This is a genomic window from Actinomyces israelii DSM 43320, assembly GCF_000711965.1.
GTDB lineage: Bacteria > Actinomycetota > Actinomycetes > Actinomycetales > Actinomycetaceae > Actinomyces > Actinomyces israelii.
Genome location: NZ_JONS01000033.1, coordinates 19888 through 36053, shown reverse-complemented (window position 1 = coordinate 36053; position 16166 = coordinate 19888). Strand labels below are relative to the sequence as shown.

At 72.3% G+C, this 16166-nt stretch carries 14 protein-coding genes; 7 read left to right on the top strand and 7 right to left on the bottom strand.

The genetic code is table 11. The features are described 5' to 3' along the window. Positions 1-1162 (bottom strand): serine/threonine-protein kinase (locus O145_RS11285; RefSeq protein WP_229118520.1); only part of this gene is annotated, 1162 nt, incomplete at its 3' end. A 228-nt stretch (positions 1163-1390) separates the two neighbouring features. Here O145_RS11285 and O145_RS11280 point away from each other — a divergent pair. The 6 genes from O145_RS11280 to O145_RS11250 all read left to right on the top strand — a co-directional run bounded on the left by O145_RS11280 (position 1391) and on the right by O145_RS11250 (position 7595). Beyond that, positions 1391-2518 carry an ABC transporter ATP-binding protein gene (locus O145_RS11280; RefSeq protein WP_043563065.1) on the top strand — a complete coding sequence of 376 codons (1128 nt, stop codon included), beginning with the start codon at positions 1391-1393 and terminating at the stop codon, positions 2516-2518. Positions 2519-3211: 693 nt separating this feature from the next. After that, positions 3212-4594, top strand: a complete 1383-nt coding sequence (locus O145_RS11275) for a DUF4032 domain-containing protein (protein WP_043563051.1) — start codon at positions 3212-3214, stop codon at positions 4592-4594. 13 nt (positions 4595-4607) lie between these two features. Continuing rightward, positions 4608-5039: a hypothetical protein gene (locus O145_RS11270; RefSeq protein ID WP_043563049.1), complete on the top strand. Its 432-nt coding sequence runs from the start codon at positions 4608-4610 to the stop codon at positions 5037-5039. Between the two features lie 349 nt (positions 5040-5388). Continuing rightward, positions 5389-5637: a hypothetical protein gene (locus O145_RS11265; protein ID WP_043563048.1), complete on the top strand. Its 249-nt coding sequence runs from the start codon at positions 5389-5391 to the stop codon at positions 5635-5637. Beyond that, the gene (locus O145_RS16600) at positions 5622-6899 is read left to right on the top strand and encodes a hypothetical protein (RefSeq protein ID WP_052375049.1); all 1278 of its coding nucleotides are present in this window, start codon (positions 5622-5624) and stop codon (positions 6897-6899) included. Before O145_RS11265 ends, O145_RS16600 begins: the two co-directional genes overlap by 16 nt. Positions 6900-7148: 249 nt before the next feature. After that, a complete protein-coding gene (locus tag O145_RS11250) occupies positions 7149-7595 on the top strand; it encodes a hypothetical protein (protein ID WP_052375048.1) in 447 nt (148 codons plus the stop codon). Positions 7596-7629: 34 nt separating this feature from the next. Here O145_RS11250 and O145_RS11245 read toward each other — a convergent pair whose 3' ends face one another. The 4 genes from O145_RS11245 to ispF all read right to left on the bottom strand — a co-directional run bounded on the left by O145_RS11245 (position 7630) and on the right by ispF (position 12262). Next, complete coding sequence (locus tag O145_RS11245; RefSeq protein ID WP_043563042.1) at positions 7630-8871, bottom strand: hypothetical protein; 1242 nt, start codon at positions 8869-8871, stop codon at positions 7630-7632. Positions 8872-8968: 97 nt separating this feature from the next. Beyond that, positions 8969-10000 (bottom strand): 23S rRNA (guanosine(2251)-2'-O)-methyltransferase RlmB, encoded by a 1032-nt coding sequence (gene rlmB, locus O145_RS11240; RefSeq protein WP_043563040.1) that lies wholly within the window; start codon positions 9998-10000, stop codon positions 8969-8971. Positions 10001-10021: 21 nt separating this feature from the next. Then, positions 10022-11590, bottom strand: coding sequence for a cysteine--tRNA ligase (gene cysS, locus O145_RS11235; protein ID WP_043563038.1), 1569 nt, complete (start codon positions 11588-11590; stop codon positions 10022-10024). An 81-nt stretch (positions 11591-11671) separates the two neighbouring features. Beyond that, on the bottom strand, positions 11672-12262 hold the full coding sequence (gene ispF / locus O145_RS11230; RefSeq protein ID WP_043563036.1) for a 2-C-methyl-D-erythritol 2,4-cyclodiphosphate synthase: 591 nt from the start codon (positions 12260-12262) through the stop codon (positions 11672-11674). 418 nt (positions 12263-12680) lie between these two features. Here ispF and O145_RS11225 point away from each other — a divergent pair, with 418 nt between their 5' ends. Beyond that, the gene (locus tag O145_RS11225) at positions 12681-13940 is read left to right on the top strand and encodes a methyltransferase domain-containing protein (protein WP_043563034.1); all 1260 of its coding nucleotides are present in this window, start codon (positions 12681-12683) and stop codon (positions 13938-13940) included. Positions 13941-14516: 576 nt separating this feature from the next. On the opposite strand, the gene O145_RS11220 is transcribed toward O145_RS11225, so the two are convergent. Further along, entirely contained in the window at positions 14517-15320 is an 804-nt protein-coding gene (locus O145_RS11220; RefSeq protein ID WP_052375046.1) for a hypothetical protein, read from the bottom strand. Next, a complete protein-coding gene (locus O145_RS19280; RefSeq protein WP_229118519.1) occupies positions 15317-16144 on the bottom strand; it encodes a hypothetical protein in 828 nt (275 codons plus the stop codon). Before O145_RS19280 ends, O145_RS11220 begins: the two co-directional genes overlap by 4 nt. Positions 16145-16166 lie beyond the last annotated feature (22 nt).

Genomic DNA, 16166 nt, shown 5'->3' with positions numbered 1-16166 from the left:
CCGGGCCGGGCCTGTAGCCGCCGGAAGACGTGCCGGGAGCGGGCCCGTAACCGCCCGATGGGGCGCCCTGGCCACTCCCGTAGCCGCCGGCGGGGGCGCCGGGACGCGGACCCGTGCTGGCGGAGGAGGGGCTGGGCCCGCTGCCGTACCCGGCTGGCCCGGCCGCCAGCCGCTGTCCCGACACGATGCCGTAGGCGGCCGAGAACGTGCCGGTGTCCGTGTCGGCCTCGGAGGCCTCGTCGCCGCTCCCGAGGACCTCGTCGACCACGTCCTGCCCGGTCCCGCCGTCGGCGATGTCATCGAGGACCCGCAGCAGGTCCTCGATGCTGAGCCGGTCGGCGGCCTCCGGGGCGAGCGCGGCGACGAAGGCCCGCGCCAGCGCGGGGCAGTCCTCCTCGAGCGCGCCGAGCTCGGGGGTGCCGGCGTAGACGCGCCGGAAGACGGCCTGCCAGGGGCCCGAGCCGAAGGGAGCGCGCCCGGTGACCGCGAACAGGAGCACACCCGCGCAGGCGTACCAGTCGACGCCGGGGCTCGGCTCATCGCCGTCGAGCATCTCGGGCGGGATGAAGCCGGGCGTGCCCGTCACCTGGCCGGTCTGGGTCAGGCGGACGTCGTCGGCGACCTGGGCGATGCCGAAGTCGATGAGGACCGGGCCCTGCACCCCGAGCATGACGTTGGACGGCTTGAGGTCGCGGTGGATGACCCCCGCGGCGTGGACGGCTGACAGGGAGTCCACCAGCCCGTGGGCGAGGTCGGACAGGTCGCGCGCGTCGGTGGACAGGTCGTAGGCGCCCTCGTAGTCGACCTCGTGCTGGAGGGTGGGCCCGTCCACGAGCTCGGTGATGACGAAGGTGACGCCCGAGCCGTCGGCGCCGTCGCCCGTCTCGATGTCGAGGATGCGGGCGACGCGGGAGTCCTTGACGCGCGCCAGGACCGAGGCCTCCCGGTCCAGGCGGCGCCGCGCCATGGGGTCCGCCGCGATCTGGGGGTGGAGGATCTTCATGGCGACGTGGTTGCCCTCGCCGTCGGCGACCTCCCACACCACGCCCATGCCGCCGGCGCCCAGCCGCCGGAGCAGCCGGTAGCCCCCGACGTCCGTGCCGGCACGGAGCCCCGCCAAGGAGATCGGGGTGCCTGTCCCCACATCCGGGTTCTGCGTCATAGCGTCACACTACCGGGCGCCTCCGCCACAATATGGGATGTGAGGGGCTTCACCGACCCTGAGGGCCCCTGCGATCGCCATAGATCTACCTGATCGGCCCGGTTATGTGACAACATATGTCCCGCACCCGGCCGTCCGGCCAGGCGCATGTGTCAGTGCGGACACGCATTCGGCACCTTTCACTACGGATCGTCCGGCACGTACCTGCCGGTGAAGGGATACCACCTCATGGCAACTGTGACCTTTGACCACGCCACCCGCATCTATCCGGGCAATGACCGCCCGAGCGTGGATGCCCTGAACCTCGAGATCGCCGACGGCGAGTTCCTCGTCCTCGTCGGCCCCTCCGGCTGCGGGAAGTCGACCTCTCTGCGCATGCTCGCGGGCCTGGAGGACGTCAACGAGGGCCGCATCCTCATCGGAGACAAGGACGTCACCGATGTCCAGCCCAAGGACCGTGACATCGCCATGGTCTTCCAGAACTACGCGCTCTACCCGCACATGAGCGTGCACGACAACATGGGCTTCGCCCTCAAGATCGCGGGCACGCCCAAGGACGAGATCGACAAGCGGGTCCGCGAGGCCGCCAAGATCCTCGGCCTGACCGAGTACCTCGACCGCAAGCCCAAGGCGCTGTCCGGCGGCCAGCGCCAGCGCGTCGCCATGGGCCGCGCCATTGTGCGCAAGCCCAAGGTCTTCCTCATGGACGAGCCGCTGTCGAACCTCGACGCCAAGCTGCGCGTCCAGACCCGCACGCAGATCGCCTCCCTCCAGCGCTCGCTGGGCGTCACAACGGTCTACGTCACCCACGACCAGACCGAGGCCCTGACCATGGGCGACCGCATCGCGGTCCTCAAGGACGGCGTCCTCCAGCAGGTCGGCACCCCGCGCGAGATGTACGACAAGCCCGCCAACGAGTTCGTGGCGGGCTTCATCGGCTCGCCGGCCATGAACCTGGGCCGCTTCACGGTCTCCGGCGACGTCGCCACCCTCGGCGCCGCCAAGATCCAGCTGTCCAAGGCCACTCTGGACGCCATCACGCCCGAGGACGGCGGCAAGGTCACCATCGGTTTCCGTCCGGAGTCCCTTGAGGTGGTCTCCGCCGAGGACGAGCACTCCATCCCGGTGCGCCTGTCCTTCGTGGAGGAGCTGGGGAGCGACGCCTACATCTACGGCGAGCTCGTCGGCGCCGAGGACTCGGAGGAGAAGCTGGGCTCCGGCGAGGACTCCAGCCAGGTCATTGTCCGCGTTCCCCCGCGCACCGCTCCGGAGCCGGGCGAGACCGTCTACGTGCGCATCAAGCCCGGCGAGGAGCACATCTTCTCCGCCTCGACGGGCAAGCGCCTGCCCGCCTGAGCCTGAGCCTCTCAGTCGGGCGCACAGTCCGGGTATCGCCCGGCATCCGGGAGCCCCGCCCTCACGGCGGGGCTCCCGCACGTTCCCGCCTCCCGAACCCCTCGATGGTTGGTTCCACCAGGGCGGCGGGCGGGCGCGGCGCCCGTCTGGCCCGGCTCGCGGCTGCTGGGATCATCCAGACGGGTGATTCCGGAGGCGCTGGTTGTGCCCGGTCTTCGCGGCCGTCCGGGAGATTCGCCTACGGTAGGGCGGGTGCGGGCCGCTCTGGGGAAGGGCTGCACATGGGAGAGGTAGGCCCTGTTGGCATGAGCGCTGGTTTTCCTCATGATTCTGCGGTTTCTGGATGTCCGTCGAGACGCCTTGCCGTGCTCCCATGTGCGCGCAGGGGGTCTGCGCACATGGGAGCACGGCAATCACTCTTGACAGACTGGGTGAAACCTCAGTATTTCAACAAAAACCAACGCTCTATCTGTCGGGCCGCCTCTCTCCCATGTGCAACCCGCCTCCGCGCCCGTCCCTCGGCATCGCCGCCCGCGCCCCTGCCGCGCCTCCTCTCCGCCTCCTGACCCGGAGGCCTTCCCTGCTGCGCCTCCCGACTCCCGACCCGCCAGGCTCCCCCGCCACGATCGAGTGAGCCGGCCCGGGCCGCCCGGTCAGCGCGCCGTCGTCGTCGTTTCCTGAGAGAATCGCCCCATGCCCCAGTCCATGCAGATCACCGCGGCGACGATCGACCCCGCCCTGCTCGACCTGCCCTGGGAGATCCCGCTGGAGACGTGGCCGCCCGAGGTCCTCGCGGCGCTGCCGCGCGGCCTGTCGCGCCACATTGTGCGCTTCGTCAACCTCTCCGAGCGCGTCATCGCCGTCAAGGAGATCGGTGAATCCGTCGCCTACCGCGAGTACGAGCTGCTCCGCAACCTCGTGCGCCTGGGGGCGCCGTGCGTCACCCCCACCGCCGTCATCACCGAGCGCGCGGACCTGTCCGGCAACGCCCTGAACTCCGTGCTCGTCACCGAGCACCTGTCCTACTCCCTGCCCTACCGCGCCCTGTTCAGCCAGTACATGCGCCCCGAGACGGCGACCCGCCTCATCGACGCCCTGGCGGTCCTGCTCGTGCGCCTGCACCTGCTCGGCTTCTACTGGGGGGACGTCTCCCTGTCCAACACGCTCTTCCGGCGCGACGCCGGCGCCTTCGCCGCCTACCTGGTGGACGCCGAGACCGGCGAGCTCCATACCGAGGGACTCACCGAGGGCAAGCGCCTGTACGACATCGACATCGCCCGGACCAACATTATCGGCGAGCTCATGGACCTCCAGGCCGGGGCGCTGCTGGAGCCCAGCGTCGACACCATCGAGGTCGGCGACCGCATCGTCACCCGGTACACCGAGCTGTGGGAGGTGCTCACGGGCGCGGAGACCTTCGACATGGGTGAGCGGTGGCGCGTGCGCCAGCGCATCGAGCGGCTCAACAAGCTGGGCTTCGACGTCGGCGAGCTCATGATGAAGACGCAGGCCGACGGCTCGGGCGCGCGCATGGTCATTCAGCCCAAGGTCGTCGACGCCGGTCACTACCACCGCCAGATCATGCGCCTGACCGGCCTGGACGTCCAGGAGCGCCAGGGCCAGCGCATGCTCAACGACCTGGAGGCCTACCGGGCCTACACCGGCCGGCAGGACGAGCCCATCGAGCAGGTGGCCCACGCCTGGCTCACCGACGTCTTCGAGCCGACGATCGCCGCCGTGCCCATGGAGCTGCGCCGCAAGCTCGAGCCGGCGGAGATCTTCCACGAGGTGCTCGAGCACCGCTGGTACATGTCCGAGGCCAGGCAGGGCGATGTGACCACCGAGGAGGCGACCGAGGACTACGTCCGCAACGTCCTGCCCCAGCACTGGGACGAGGAGTCCTACCTCTCGCTGGGCGACACCCAGGAGATGGCGGCGATCTTCGGCGGCGAGGACGAGGAGGACGAGCCCGTCGCCGACGACGAGGAGTTCGCCGCCCGAGACGAGGAGATGGCCGCGGCCTACGAGCACAACCCCATGGGCTTCACCGCCGGCATGAAGTTCAAGGGCGAGTGAGGAGGCCGGGCGCGTGAGCATCGACGTCGTCGTCCTCCCCGGAGCCGATCGCGTCCCTCACGGCCGCATCGACATGGTGATGGACCCGTCCGGGACGGCGCTCACCTGGAAGTACATCCCGGTGACGATCAACGGCTGTCCGGTGCACTTCAGCTCGGCTGCCGCCCGGGTCGTTGTGCCCGCGGGACCCGTGAGCGTCGCAGTCGGTCGTCCTGGTGTCCTCAAGCCGGTCGAGCGCGCTCTGCGTATTGATGTCGTGGTCCAGCCAGGGCAGGCCGTCCCCGTCTTCTACCGCCGCTCTTGGATCAGGGGGGATCCCGGCACACTGACGCTGCAGAGGCTCAAGGGCCCCAGCCCCTACGAAAAACAGTGGCTTGTCATGATGGGAATCATGGTCGCGATGCTTGGCCTCTACCTGCTCATCAAGCTGTTGAAACAGCTCTGAGGGCCCGGGCGAGTAACGTCGCGGGGCGCTGCGCGGGTCGCGCGGTGGCGCCCGGCAGCCCCGGCAGCCCTTTTCGTCGAGATCGGCTCACTTCCGCACCGGGATCGGTTAGAAGTGCCTGCCGGGCGCCGGGGTGGAGCGCGCGGGAACGCGAACGTGACGCACTGACGCTGAGCTGACGCCGACGTTGGGAGCGCCGCCCGCTCGGTGCGGCCTGCGCCCTTCGCGAGGTCGTACCATCCTCTTCGCGGTCGTACCTTAATTAACGTACGACCGCGCGAACCGACTTGCGGTCACGGGGGGACCCGCAGGAACAGAACACCCCCGGAATCAGATATCAAGGACAGTTATGACCTTCCATTCGGACGCCGAGACCAGGCACGAGCTGCTCCTGGCGCGCCCCATCACCCGGGCGGATCTCGCCGCCGCCTTCGGCCCCGACATCGTCTTCGGGGAGTCCCCCGACGGCGGCGACTTCACCTTCTTCCACCCATTCCACTCCATCCGCATCCGCCGCCGGCCCCCTACCGACATCCCGGGCCCCCAGAGGAGTGGGACTGGGAGCTGTGGTGGGATGAGGAGATGTGGGAGAAGATAGAGGCCGACGGCGACTTCGCTCCTCCGCCTCCGATCGCTCCGGAGGTGTTGGCGACCTTCACCCACCCCTACACCCTGGAGCTGTCCCACTGGTCGTCGGCCCCTCTGGGATTGCGCAGCGGCCTGGATTCTCTGATTTCCCGTATCGGCGGGGTCCGAATCGACGAGTACTGCTGCGTTCAGCGACCCGCGAAGGAGGAGTGGGCCGAGGAGGCCGGAGTACAGGATCCGCCCGGCGGCTCGGCGCAGGACCGGCCCGACGACACGCCTCAGCCGGAGGACCCGCCCGACGCCCCGGCTACCGCCGCCCTCCCCGTTGAGGGCCAGGAGCCGTCGGCGCCGCGCCGCTGGAGGAGGAGGCTCGTCCTCGGCGCGGTCCTGACGGCGCTCCTCGCGAGCCCCTGGGCGCTGGCCGCCTGGGGGTGGTCGATCGCGAATGAGAACCTCATGGCGTTCGGGATGGCTCTTTTCGTCATCATCCATCTGCTCGTCTTGATCCTGGTCCCGCGGTGGGTGGAGAGCACGCGCACGACCGTCCTGCTGTTCGCGTTCTTCTTCGCGGTGCCCGAGGCGGCGCTGTCCGCCGCCGCATGGCTGGCGGCGCGGGCGGGCGACATGGACCTCATGGCGTACTTCGCAGCCGGGGCGTTCGTGCTCCCTGTCACCTGGGCGCTCACCGAGCTGCTCCTTCGCCGCATGGACCGCGGCGAACGCGGCGAGCGGGATGGCCGTCGTGTCTCGTGGCGCGGCCTGGAGCGGGCCCGGCAGCGGGAGCTGCGCCGCGCCGGACGCGGCCCCGACGGGCCGGGCGGGCAGGCGGTGGTGCTGGCGGTCACCGTCGTCGAATACCGGAGTATCAGGAGGGTGCGCCGCAGGACCCCCTATCTTCTTATCGCCGACGCCCGGGGCGCGCAGATGCGCCCCGCGGGCCGCCTCCAGCGCCGGCGAGTGCTCCGTACCATCGTGAACCGCCTGTCCCTGTGGGACATGATGGGCTATCCCCTCAGTTCCACCGGCGGGATCCGCCTGGCCGCCGATCAGCCGGTGCTCGTCCTCGAGGCCCCCGAGGGCTGCCTCGCGCTCGCGGTGCTCACCGGGCACGGCGACAGCAGCGCCGCGGTCTCCGGGCACTTCGGGTTCTCGCGGGACGTCGAGGTGGTCGGAGCGGACGAGGCCGCGACCGCCTCCGCCGGCCGGGACCTGGCCCGGAGCCTCGGCATCGCCGCGCCCGCGACCTCGCCGCGCATCCTCTCCGCCTCCTGACCCGGCGGGCCTCCCTCCCCTGACCAGGTGGCCCACCCGCCGGCCTCCCCCGCCACGATCAAGAGAGCCGACCCGACCCGCGCGGCCGGCGCGCCGTCGTCGTCGTTTCCTGAAAGAATCGCCCCATGCCCCAGTCGCTGCAGATCATCAAGGAGATCGGCAGGCCCGCCGTCGACCGCGAGTACGACCTCAGCCCCACGGGCCTCACCGCCGGCATGAGGCTCAAGGGCGAGTGAGGAGGCCGGGCGCGTGAGCACCGACGTCGTCGTCCTCCCCGGGGCCGACCGCGTCCCCCACGGCTTCATCGACCTGGTGATGGACCCCAGGTCGTTCCCACGACTGCTCTTCCGGGGAGTCCCATTCAGGATCAACGGCCTGCCCTTCCACATGCCCGACCCCGGCGTGCGCCTGGTGGCGCCCGCCGGGCCGATCTGTATCACCGGCGGCCTGGGCTATATGGGAGCGACTCCCGCCCGCATCGACTTCTACCTTCCGCCCGGCCAGGCCGTGCGCCTCTACTACCGCCCCTCCAACGCCGACTGGCTGAGAGGAACGCTGTCCTTCACCCTGACGAAGAGCCACGACAGCGGCGCGAAGGCTCTCGTCATAGGCGTGCTCGTCTTCATGCTCACGGCAGGGCTCTCGGGCGTGGCGGTGATCGTGTTCTTCTCCTGGTTCGCCAGCCTGCTCCGGTAGCGGGCCGCGGCCCCGCGCCCCCGGCCCGCGCGCCTCAGGCGCCGAGCTCCTCGGCGACCAGCGCCATCTCCTCGTCGGCCCGGCGCCGCAGCTCGCGGTGACGCGTCCAGGACGCCAGCGAGGTCTCGGCGACCGCGTCCACCATGAGCACAATGCCCACGCCCAGCAGCCCGCCGGACAGCCGGCCGCTCCGGTGGTGGCGGCGCACCGCGGCGCCCACCAGCGCCCCGCCCAGGCCGGCCTCGAGAATCGCGGCTCCGCGCACGGCCCAGGGCATGTCGGTGACGGTGCGGACGTAGGACTGCCAGAAGGCTGATCCGGGCGTGGACGGGTCCTGCAGCAGGAGGCCGACGCTGCGCCCCACCGCGTTGGACAGGCCGCGCGGCTCGTGGACGACCGCGCCGGGCACCTCCGCCGGCGCGAGCCGCCCGCCCAGGACGGACTCCACCCACTCGGGCAGGCCCAGGGCCCGGGTCAGGGCGACCATGCCCTCCAGCCCCGGGGTGGCGAAGGCCTTGGCGGCGGCCTCGACGTCGGCCCCCGGCACGGTCGAGGCGATGACGGACACGTCGGTGGAGTCGGTGAGGAGCTCATCGACCAGCGCCCGCAGCGCCGGCCCCGGCTCGCCGACCCCGCCCCACACGTAGCGGGAGGTCATGCCCCAGGAGAAGACGGCGTCGTCGTCGCCCTCCCCGGTGAGGATGGCGCGGGCGGCGACGTCGCGCTCATCGACGGTCAGGACCAGGGCGGGCAGGGACTCCTCGTCCCAGCCGAAGCTGCCCAGGCCCGCGCCGTCGCCGGTGTACATGACGATCCGGCGGTCCAGGCCGGGCAGGGAGGCCACGGCCAGCGGGCGCTCCAGCAGCGTGGCCTGCAGGGGCACCGTGTAGGCGCTCAGCGGGGAGACCACGAGCGTGCGGGTCGTCGGCCCGGGAGCGCCCGAGACCTCGGGCAGGGCGACGTCGTCGGGCAGCGCATTGAAGGCAGCCGGGCCGATGGTCACGTCCGCCCCGAACTCGCGGGCCAGGGACTCGGCGAGCTCGCTGACGCCGAGACCGGCCACGACTCCCCCGCGGGCGGGCGGGGTGACGGCCACCCGGCCGTCCGCGTCCGTCATGAGCGTCATTGACAGCAGGTGCGGGCTGGACGGGTACCACTCCAGGCGGGCGACGACCCGGTCCGCGACGAGACGGTCGGCGACCGCCTCCGGCTGGGTGCCCGGCGCGATGAGCACGCCCTCGGTGCGGTTCCAGCGCTGTGCGGTGTCCTGAGCCATGGAGGCCTCCTAGCCGGCTGGGACCAGCCGCGGCGCGGTCGGTCCGTTGATGGGGATACGGGTCCGGCGCCTATTGTGTCAGCAACAGGCGCGCCGGTCAGCCCTGAGCGGGCGGAGCCGGCTGGGTGGGAGCGGCGGAACGGGCGGCGCGGCGCAGCCGGTCGATCTCGTACAGGCCGATGCCGGTGGCCACCGCCGCGTTGAGCGACTCGACGGTGCGGGCGATCGGGATGGAGGCGACGACGTCGCAGGTCTCGCGCACCAGGCGGGACAGGCCCGCCCCCTCCGCCCCTGTGACCACGACGAGCGGGGCGTCGGCGAGCGCGAGCCCCTCCAAGGCCGTGTCCCCGCCGCCGTCGAGCCCGACGACGAAGCAGCCCTCCCTCTTCAGGGCCGTCAGGGCGCGCACGAGGTTCGTCTCGCGCGCCACCGGCACCCGGGCGGCCGCGCCGGCCGAGACCTTCCACACGGTGGCGTTGACCCCGACCGAGCGCCGCTCGGGGATGATGACGCCGTCGGCCCCGAAGGCCCCCGCGCTGCGCAGGACCGCCCCGAGGTTGTGCGGGTCGGTGACCTGGTCCAGGGCCACCAGCAGCGGGGTGCGGCCGGCCTCGCGGGCGCGCTCCAGCAGGCCGGCGGCGTCGGCGTACTCGTAGGCGGGCACCTCGATGGCCACGCCCTGGTGGGCGGCGCCGTCGGTGAGGGCCTCCAGGTCGAGCCTGGTGGCCTCCAGCACCGGCGCGCCCAGGAGGGTCGCGCGCCGGACGACGGCGTCCAGGCGGTCGTCGGACTCAGAGGACGCCGCCGCGACCGCCATGAACACGCGCACGATCGGGACGGCGGCGCGGGCGGCCTCGGCGACCGCGTTGCGGCCGCACACGATCTCGTGGTCCGTCGGCACGCCGAAGCGCTCTTTGGCCTGCTTCAGCCGCTTGGCGTGCGTAGGCTGGGCGGCCCGCGCCTGGGCGCGCGCCTTGGCCCGCGCCCTGGGGTGACCGACGCGGTCCTCCGCCTTGGGCGTGGGGCCGCGCCCCTCCAGCCTACGACGGCGCTTGCCGCCGGAGCCCTTGGTGGGGCCCTTCTTGGGGGAGCGGCGCCGGGCGCCGGGGTACTGCTCGTTTCCGGGCATGGATGGTCCTTTCAGCCGGGCTCAGGCCAGGTGCCAGCGGGCGCCTGCGGCGGAGTCCTCGACGACGACGCCGGCCGCGGCCAGCTGGTCGCGCAGGGCGTCGGCGCGAGCCCAGTCCTTGGCGGCGCGAGCCCGGACGCGCTGGTCGAGCAGGGCGGTCACAAGGTGGTCGAGCGCGTCCATGGCGGCGTCGCTGCCGGCGCCCGCACCGCCCAGGACGCGGGAGCGCCAGGGCTCGGCCAGCGGGTCCAGGCCCAGGACGTCGAGCTGGGAGCGCAGGTCCAGGGCCGCGGAGACGACGGCGTCGCGCTCCGGCTCGGGGGCCGCGAGCGCGGTGTTGAGCCGCTTGAGGGTGGCGTGGACGACGGCCATGGCCCCGGCCAGGCCCAGGTCGTCGTCCATGGCGGCCGCGTACTCGTCCGGCAGGGGGCGCACGCGCACCTCCTCGGCGGGGGCGTCCACCGGGTCGGCGGCGCCCGCGGTGCCGGGGCTGTCGGAGCCGGCGTTGTCGGGGTCGCCGCCCTCGCCGTCGGGGCGGGTCACCTCCCAGGCCCGCAGCACGGCACCGCTCAGGCGGTCCCACAGGCCGGAGGCGTCGGCGAGGGTCTCCTCGGAGAACTCCACGGTGGAGCGGTGGTGGACGGTGCCCAGAGCCAGGCGCAGGACGGCGGGGTCGTAGGTCCGGAGCAGCTCGGCCACGATCAGGGAGTTGCCCAGCGACTTGCTCATCTTCTCGCCCTTGACGGTGACCCAGGCATTGTGGACCCAGTGGCGGGCGAACCCCCAGCCGACGCCGCGGGACTGGGCCTGCTCGTTCTCGTGGTGGGGGAAGCGCAGGTCGATGCCGCCGCCGTGGATGTCGAAGACCTCGCCCAGGTAACGCCGGGACATGGCCGAGCACTCCAGGTGCCAGCCGGGACGGCCGCGGCCCCAGGGGGCGTCCCAGGCGGCGTCGTCCGGCTCGGAGGGCTTGGCGGTCTTCCACAGGGCGAAGTCACGCGGGTCGCGCTTGTCGGCCTCGACGACGTCGTCGATCTGGGACTCGTCCTCGGTGGTGGCCAGGTCCTCCGGCCGCTGGTTGGTCAGCGCCCCGTAGTCGGGCAGGGAGGCCACGTCGAAGTAGACGTTGCCGCGCTCACCGATGTAGGCGTGCCCGGCATCGAGCAGCCGGCCGACCAGGTCGATCATCTCGGGGACGTGGCCGGTGGCGCGCGGCTCGTAGGTGGGCGGGGCCACGCCGAGCGCCCGGTAGGCGGCGTCGAACTCGCGCTCGTGGCGCTGGGCCCAGGCCCACCAGGGCACGGGGGGGACGGCGGCGGCGGACTTGGCGAGGATCTTGTCGTCGATGTCGGTGACGTTGCGGATGAGCAGGACCCGCTGGCCGCAGCGCTCCAGCCAGCGGCGCAGTACGTCGAAGGCAATGGCGGAGCGCATGTGGCCGATGTGGGGCGAGCCCTGGACGGTGGCGCCGCACAGGTAGATCGTGACCGTCCCGGGCGTGACGGTGGGTGCCAGGGGGACGACGGCGCGGGCGGCGGAGTCGTACAGGCACAGGTTCAGTGCAGGGCGCGCGGGAAGGTCAGTGCTCACCGGTTCAGACTACCCTCCGTGCCGAGATAGACATTTTCGGACGAGGTAGACGGCGACACCGTCTACCTCATACGAAAATGTCTATCTCGGCACGGAGGCCGGCGGCGGTGCCGGGGCGACCGGGTAGACCAGGGCCGTGGCGATCGCCAGCAGGCCCTCCTCGCGCCCGAGGAAGCCCAGGTGGTCGGTCGTGGTGGCGGAGAAGGCGACGTCGGCCCCGACGGCGGCCGACAGGGCGTCGCGCGCCTCGCCGACCCGGCCCGCGACGCGGGGGCGCGCCCCGACGAGCTGGACGGCGATATTGCCGATCTCGTAGCCGGCCGCGCGCACGCGTCGCGCCGCCTCGGCCAGGAGCGTACCGCCGGCCGCGCCCTTCCACCGCGGCTCGGCGGTGCCGAAGTTGGAGCCGAGGTCCCCCAGCCCCGCGGCGGAGAAGAGGGCGTCGCAGCAGGCGTGGGCGACGACGTCGCCGTCGGAGTGCCCCTCCAGGCCTCTCTCGCCGGGCCAGGTCAGGCAGGCCAGGTGCAGCGCGTCTGAGGCCGGGACGGCGGCCCGGAAGGCGTGGACGTCGGTACCGATGCCGGTGCGCGGCAAGGGCGGTGTCGTGGCGGGCGAGGTCGGCGCGACGGCCGGGGCAGCAGTGGACGGCTCGGTGGGAGCGGGGTCGGTCATGGGCCCAGTGTGCCCGACGCCGTCGTCCGAGCACGGACGGGTCCCAGATCGACGCGCGGCGCCCGGGCCGCCCGCCGCTGCACGACCGTTTCACATTTCCTAGGTTTTTCCCAGACGCTTTAGTGGTGTCCGTTCAGGTACGTCCGGTTACATAGGGGTCGCCGTCGGACGGAGGCGGTCGCGAGGGTTGGGGAACCCGACGACCGGCCGCAGTCGAGGCGACCAAGGGTCTAAGGGAGCCCGTGGACGCCGCTCCGGCGAAGGAGGAGCGCTCCTCCCGGAATTGGGAACCCGGGAGTCGAGCCCCTCAACGACGAAGGCCCGCGGGCCGGGAGAGACAACCCGGCACCGCGGGCCAGGTCATGTCCGCAGCGCGCCCCGCCTGGGCCTCGCCCGCCCGGGGCTCACAATATTCCCCGTGAGACTCGTGCGCGCCGACACCCACCGCCCGTCGTCGGCCGCCTTCTGCCCGCTGCACCGCAGCGGCACCTGCCGCTCCTGCCCACACCAGGACCTGCCGCTGAACCTTCAGCTCGCCCGCAAGCAGCAGCGCGTCGCAGCGCTGCTCGCCGCCCGCCTTGCGTCCGACGGCGCCTGGCTGTCTCCGGCGGCGAGCGCCCCGACCCGATTCCGCAACAAGGCGAAGATGGTCGTCTCAGGCCGGGTGGCCGCGCCCGTCCTCGGCATCCTCGGCCCCGACGGCGGCATCGACCTGCGCGACTGCCCCCTGCACGTGGCCGAGATCGAGGCGGCGCTGCCCGCCCTGGCCCGGGCCGTGAGCCGGCTGGGCATCGGGCCCTACGACGTCGGGGCACGGCGCGGCGAGCTCAAGCATCTACTGGTGACCGCCTCCCCCGACGGCGACCTCATGGTCCGCTGGGTCCTGCGCTCACGTCGGCACGTCGGCCGGCTGCGCGAGGCGCTGCCGGGGCTGCGGGAGGAGCTGCCGACGCTCGCCGTCATGAGCGCCAATATCCAGCCCGTCCACCAGGCTGTTATCGAGGGCGAGGAGGAGGTGGTCCTCACCGGCGACGAGCCCTGGGGCGACCGCCTGCTCATGCGTCTGCAACTGCCGGGGTCCGATGACGGCGGGGGCACCGGGGCCGCGGGGGTCGCCGGGGCCGCCCGGTCCGGTGCCGAGCTTCTGCTCTTCCTGCCGACCCGCTCCTTCTTCCAGACGAACACGGGCGTGGCGGAGCGGCTCTACGCCACCGCGGCGCACTGGGCGGAGGACCTGGACGAGCGGGCCGAGGTGTGGGACCTGTTCTGCGGCGTCGGGGGCTTCGCGCTCGCGCTCGCGGGTCCGGGCCGCCGGGTGCTGGGGGTGGAGGTGTCGGAGCCCGCGATCCGCGGGGCTCGGGAGTCGGCGGCGCTCATGGGGCTGGCGCCCGACGCCGCCCGCTTCGAGGTTGGCGACGCGCGGGTCCTGGATCCTGGGGGCGGCACTGTGCCGGACCTGCTGGTGGTCAACCCGCCGCGGCGCGGGATCGGGGTCGAGCTGGCGCGACGGATCGAGGACGCAGGAGTGGCACGGGTGCTGTACTCCTCGTGCAACCCGGCGAGCCTGGCGGCCGACCTGGAGGCGATGCCCTCCCTGCGGGCCCGCCGGGCCCAGCTGTTCGACATGTTCCCCCACACCGACCACGCCGAGGTCCTGGTCGAGCTGGTCCGCCCCTGACGCCGAGATCGGTCTGTCGAACCGATCTCGGTGCGGGGTGTGATGTATCAGCCATCTGCGACAGTTTGAATGCTTCGGATGTGGGGACCCGGTGGGGTGGTCTCGGGGCAGGGTGGTCGCATGAGTCGGGTCGCACCCCTGCGGGGCGGGTTCTGCCGGGGCCTGCGGGCGCCGGGGCGACAGTGTCGCACATTCGCGCGCGACCCGCGTTGGCAAAAACCCCGGAATCATGCGGAAACGAAGTCCCAGCGGTGGTCACGATCCCGCTCCCATGTGCGCAGACCCCCCTCAGCGCACATGGGAGCCAGACAACCGAGCACGACGACTAACAGGAAAGCGCACAATCCTGCGGAAAACCGGCCCTCGCCCTGCAAAGGCCCCACCCTCCCATGTGCAACACCGAAGAACACCGGCGAAGACCGCGCCCCGCCGAACTCTCAGCGCCCCGCAGCCGGCGCACCGCACGCCGGGCACTGCCTCAGATGCACTGACAACACCATGAGCCCGAGCCGGAGCTGGACCGATCTCGACGCGGAAGCGGACCGATCTCGGCGAAGGGGGCCGGATGCCCGGGGTTCAGGGGCCACTGGGCTCGCGGGGCGGCGGCATGGGGCGGTAGATGACCTGCTGGGGCGCCAAGCCGTACGCGCCTGGCGTCGTTGCCGCTCCAGGGGCGGCGCTGGGGCCGGCAGACGACGCCGGGCCGGCGGGGCCCGGTGCGTCCGCTGGCCGGGGGGCCTCCGGCGCCGGACCGCCGGCGGGGGCGCTCGGAGCGGGGCGGGGCCTGCGCAGCCTGAGCACCAGGAGCCAGGGAGAGGCGACGATAATGAGCAGCACGGCGACGATGCCCGTGGCGCCCGCGGCCAGGGCAAGGTGGAAGGAGCGCCTGGACTCGGGGGACACCGTTGCGGTGTCGAAGATGATCTCGCCGGTGCCGCTGCACGAGACGCTGTAGAGGCCCGCCTGCGTGGAGCGGAAGCCGAGGACCTGGAGGGGGGAGTGGGCGGAGCTCTTCACCGTGCTCGACAGGGCCAGGGACTCGCCCGCCGGGTCCACCACCTCGCATGTGAGGCTGTAGTCGTCGGAGTAGAAGCCGTACGGGGTGTTCTTCAGGAGAGTGAAGCCCCGCGTGCTGCCGTCGCCGGGGACGGTGACGGGGGACGACGGCGGCGTCAGGCGCACGGCCATGATGAGCGTCACAATGGCGATCAGCAGCAGGCCGAGACCTGCGCGGAGCAGGTTCCACGGGAGCCGCCTGGCCCGACGGTAGGCGGTGAGCGGGGCGGTCAGGCCGCCGGGGCCGCTGGGAGGCGGCTCGGCGGCCGGGACCGCCGGCGCTGCCCCGCGGTCCTGCTCCTGCGGCCGGCCCCAGGCCGTCATGGCTGCCCGCCTCCGCTGTACTCGACGACGACCCGCTTCCGAAGAGCGACCTTGCCGCGCGGGCCGCGCGAGAGGAACCACACGAGGCCAATGATGAACAGGAGCACGCCGGCGATGAGGCCGAAGATGCCGGCGATGAAGCCGAGGATGGCGCCCACGAAGGAGCCCGCCTCGGCGTCGTCGCCGATGTAGGTGTCGGAGGAGGTGCAGGAGATCGTGTAGCTGCCCGAGGCGGTCGCGGTGAATATGCCGAACTCGTGCTCGTTGTTAATGGTGATATTCGAGGAGGGGCGCGTCACGGGGACGTCCCGGCCGTCGGGTCCCGTCACGGTGCACCTGGCGGAGTAGGAGCTGCTGTACAGCCCGTAGGCGGAACCGGCGGACAGCGTCCTGGTCGTGGCGCCGGTCGCGTCGATCGGGGACAGTGAGGAGTCGATGGTGGCGAACCGGCCTGCCGAGACGATCACGATGACCAGCGCCACCAGGCCGAGCACGAGGCCGCTGCCGAGCAGGATTGCCGGGGCCCTGCGGCTCTTGGCCTCGCGAGGCTGAGGACCGGGGAACGGTCCGGGCGCGCCGGTCTGGAAGCCGGGGCCGTAGCCGCCGGGACCCGCGCCGCCAGGGCCCGTGCCGGGCCCCGTGCTGCCGGGCCCCGTGCTGCCGGGCCCCGTGTAGGAGCCGTAGCCGCCCGGGCCCGTGCCACCAGGATCCGCGCCCGCCGGGGCGCCGGGGCTGTAACCCCCCGACTGCGGGGCCGCGTCCGCACCCGCCGACCGGGACGGGTCGGTCGAGTACGGTGAACCTGAGGACGGCGGGTAGGTCATGGCAGAAATCTCCTTAACGCAG

What these genes read in the sequence shown, in the direction of transcription:
- O145_RS11280 (WP_043563065.1), top strand. Translation starts at nt 1,391, where the DNA reads ATGGCAACTGTGACCTTTGACCACGCCACCCGCATCTATCCGGGCAAT.
- O145_RS11275 (WP_043563051.1), top strand. Translation starts at nt 3,212, where the DNA reads ATGCCCCAGTCCATGCAGATCACCGCGGCGACGATCGACCCCGCCCTG.
- O145_RS11265 (WP_043563048.1), top strand. Translation starts at nt 5,389, where the DNA reads ATGACCTTCCATTCGGACGCCGAGACCAGGCACGAGCTGCTCCTGGCG.
- O145_RS16600 (WP_052375049.1), top strand. Translation starts at nt 5,622, where the DNA reads ATGTGGGAGAAGATAGAGGCCGACGGCGACTTCGCTCCTCCGCCTCCG.
- O145_RS11245 (WP_043563042.1), bottom strand. Translation starts at nt 8,871, where the DNA reads ATGGCTCAGGACACCGCACAGCGCTGGAACCGCACCGAGGGCGTGCTC.
- rlmB (WP_043563040.1), bottom strand. Translation starts at nt 10,000, where the DNA reads ATGCCCGGAAACGAGCAGTACCCCGGCGCCCGGCGCCGCTCCCCCAAG.
- ispF (WP_043563036.1), bottom strand. Translation starts at nt 12,262, where the DNA reads ATGACCGACCCCGCTCCCACCGAGCCGTCCACTGCTGCCCCGGCCGTC.
- O145_RS11220 (WP_052375046.1), bottom strand. Translation starts at nt 15,320, where the DNA reads ATGACGGCCTGGGGCCGGCCGCAGGAGCAGGACCGCGGGGCAGCGCCG.
- O145_RS19280 (WP_229118519.1), bottom strand. Translation starts at nt 16,144, where the DNA reads ATGACCTACCCGCCGTCCTCAGGTTCACCGTACTCGACCGACCCGTCC.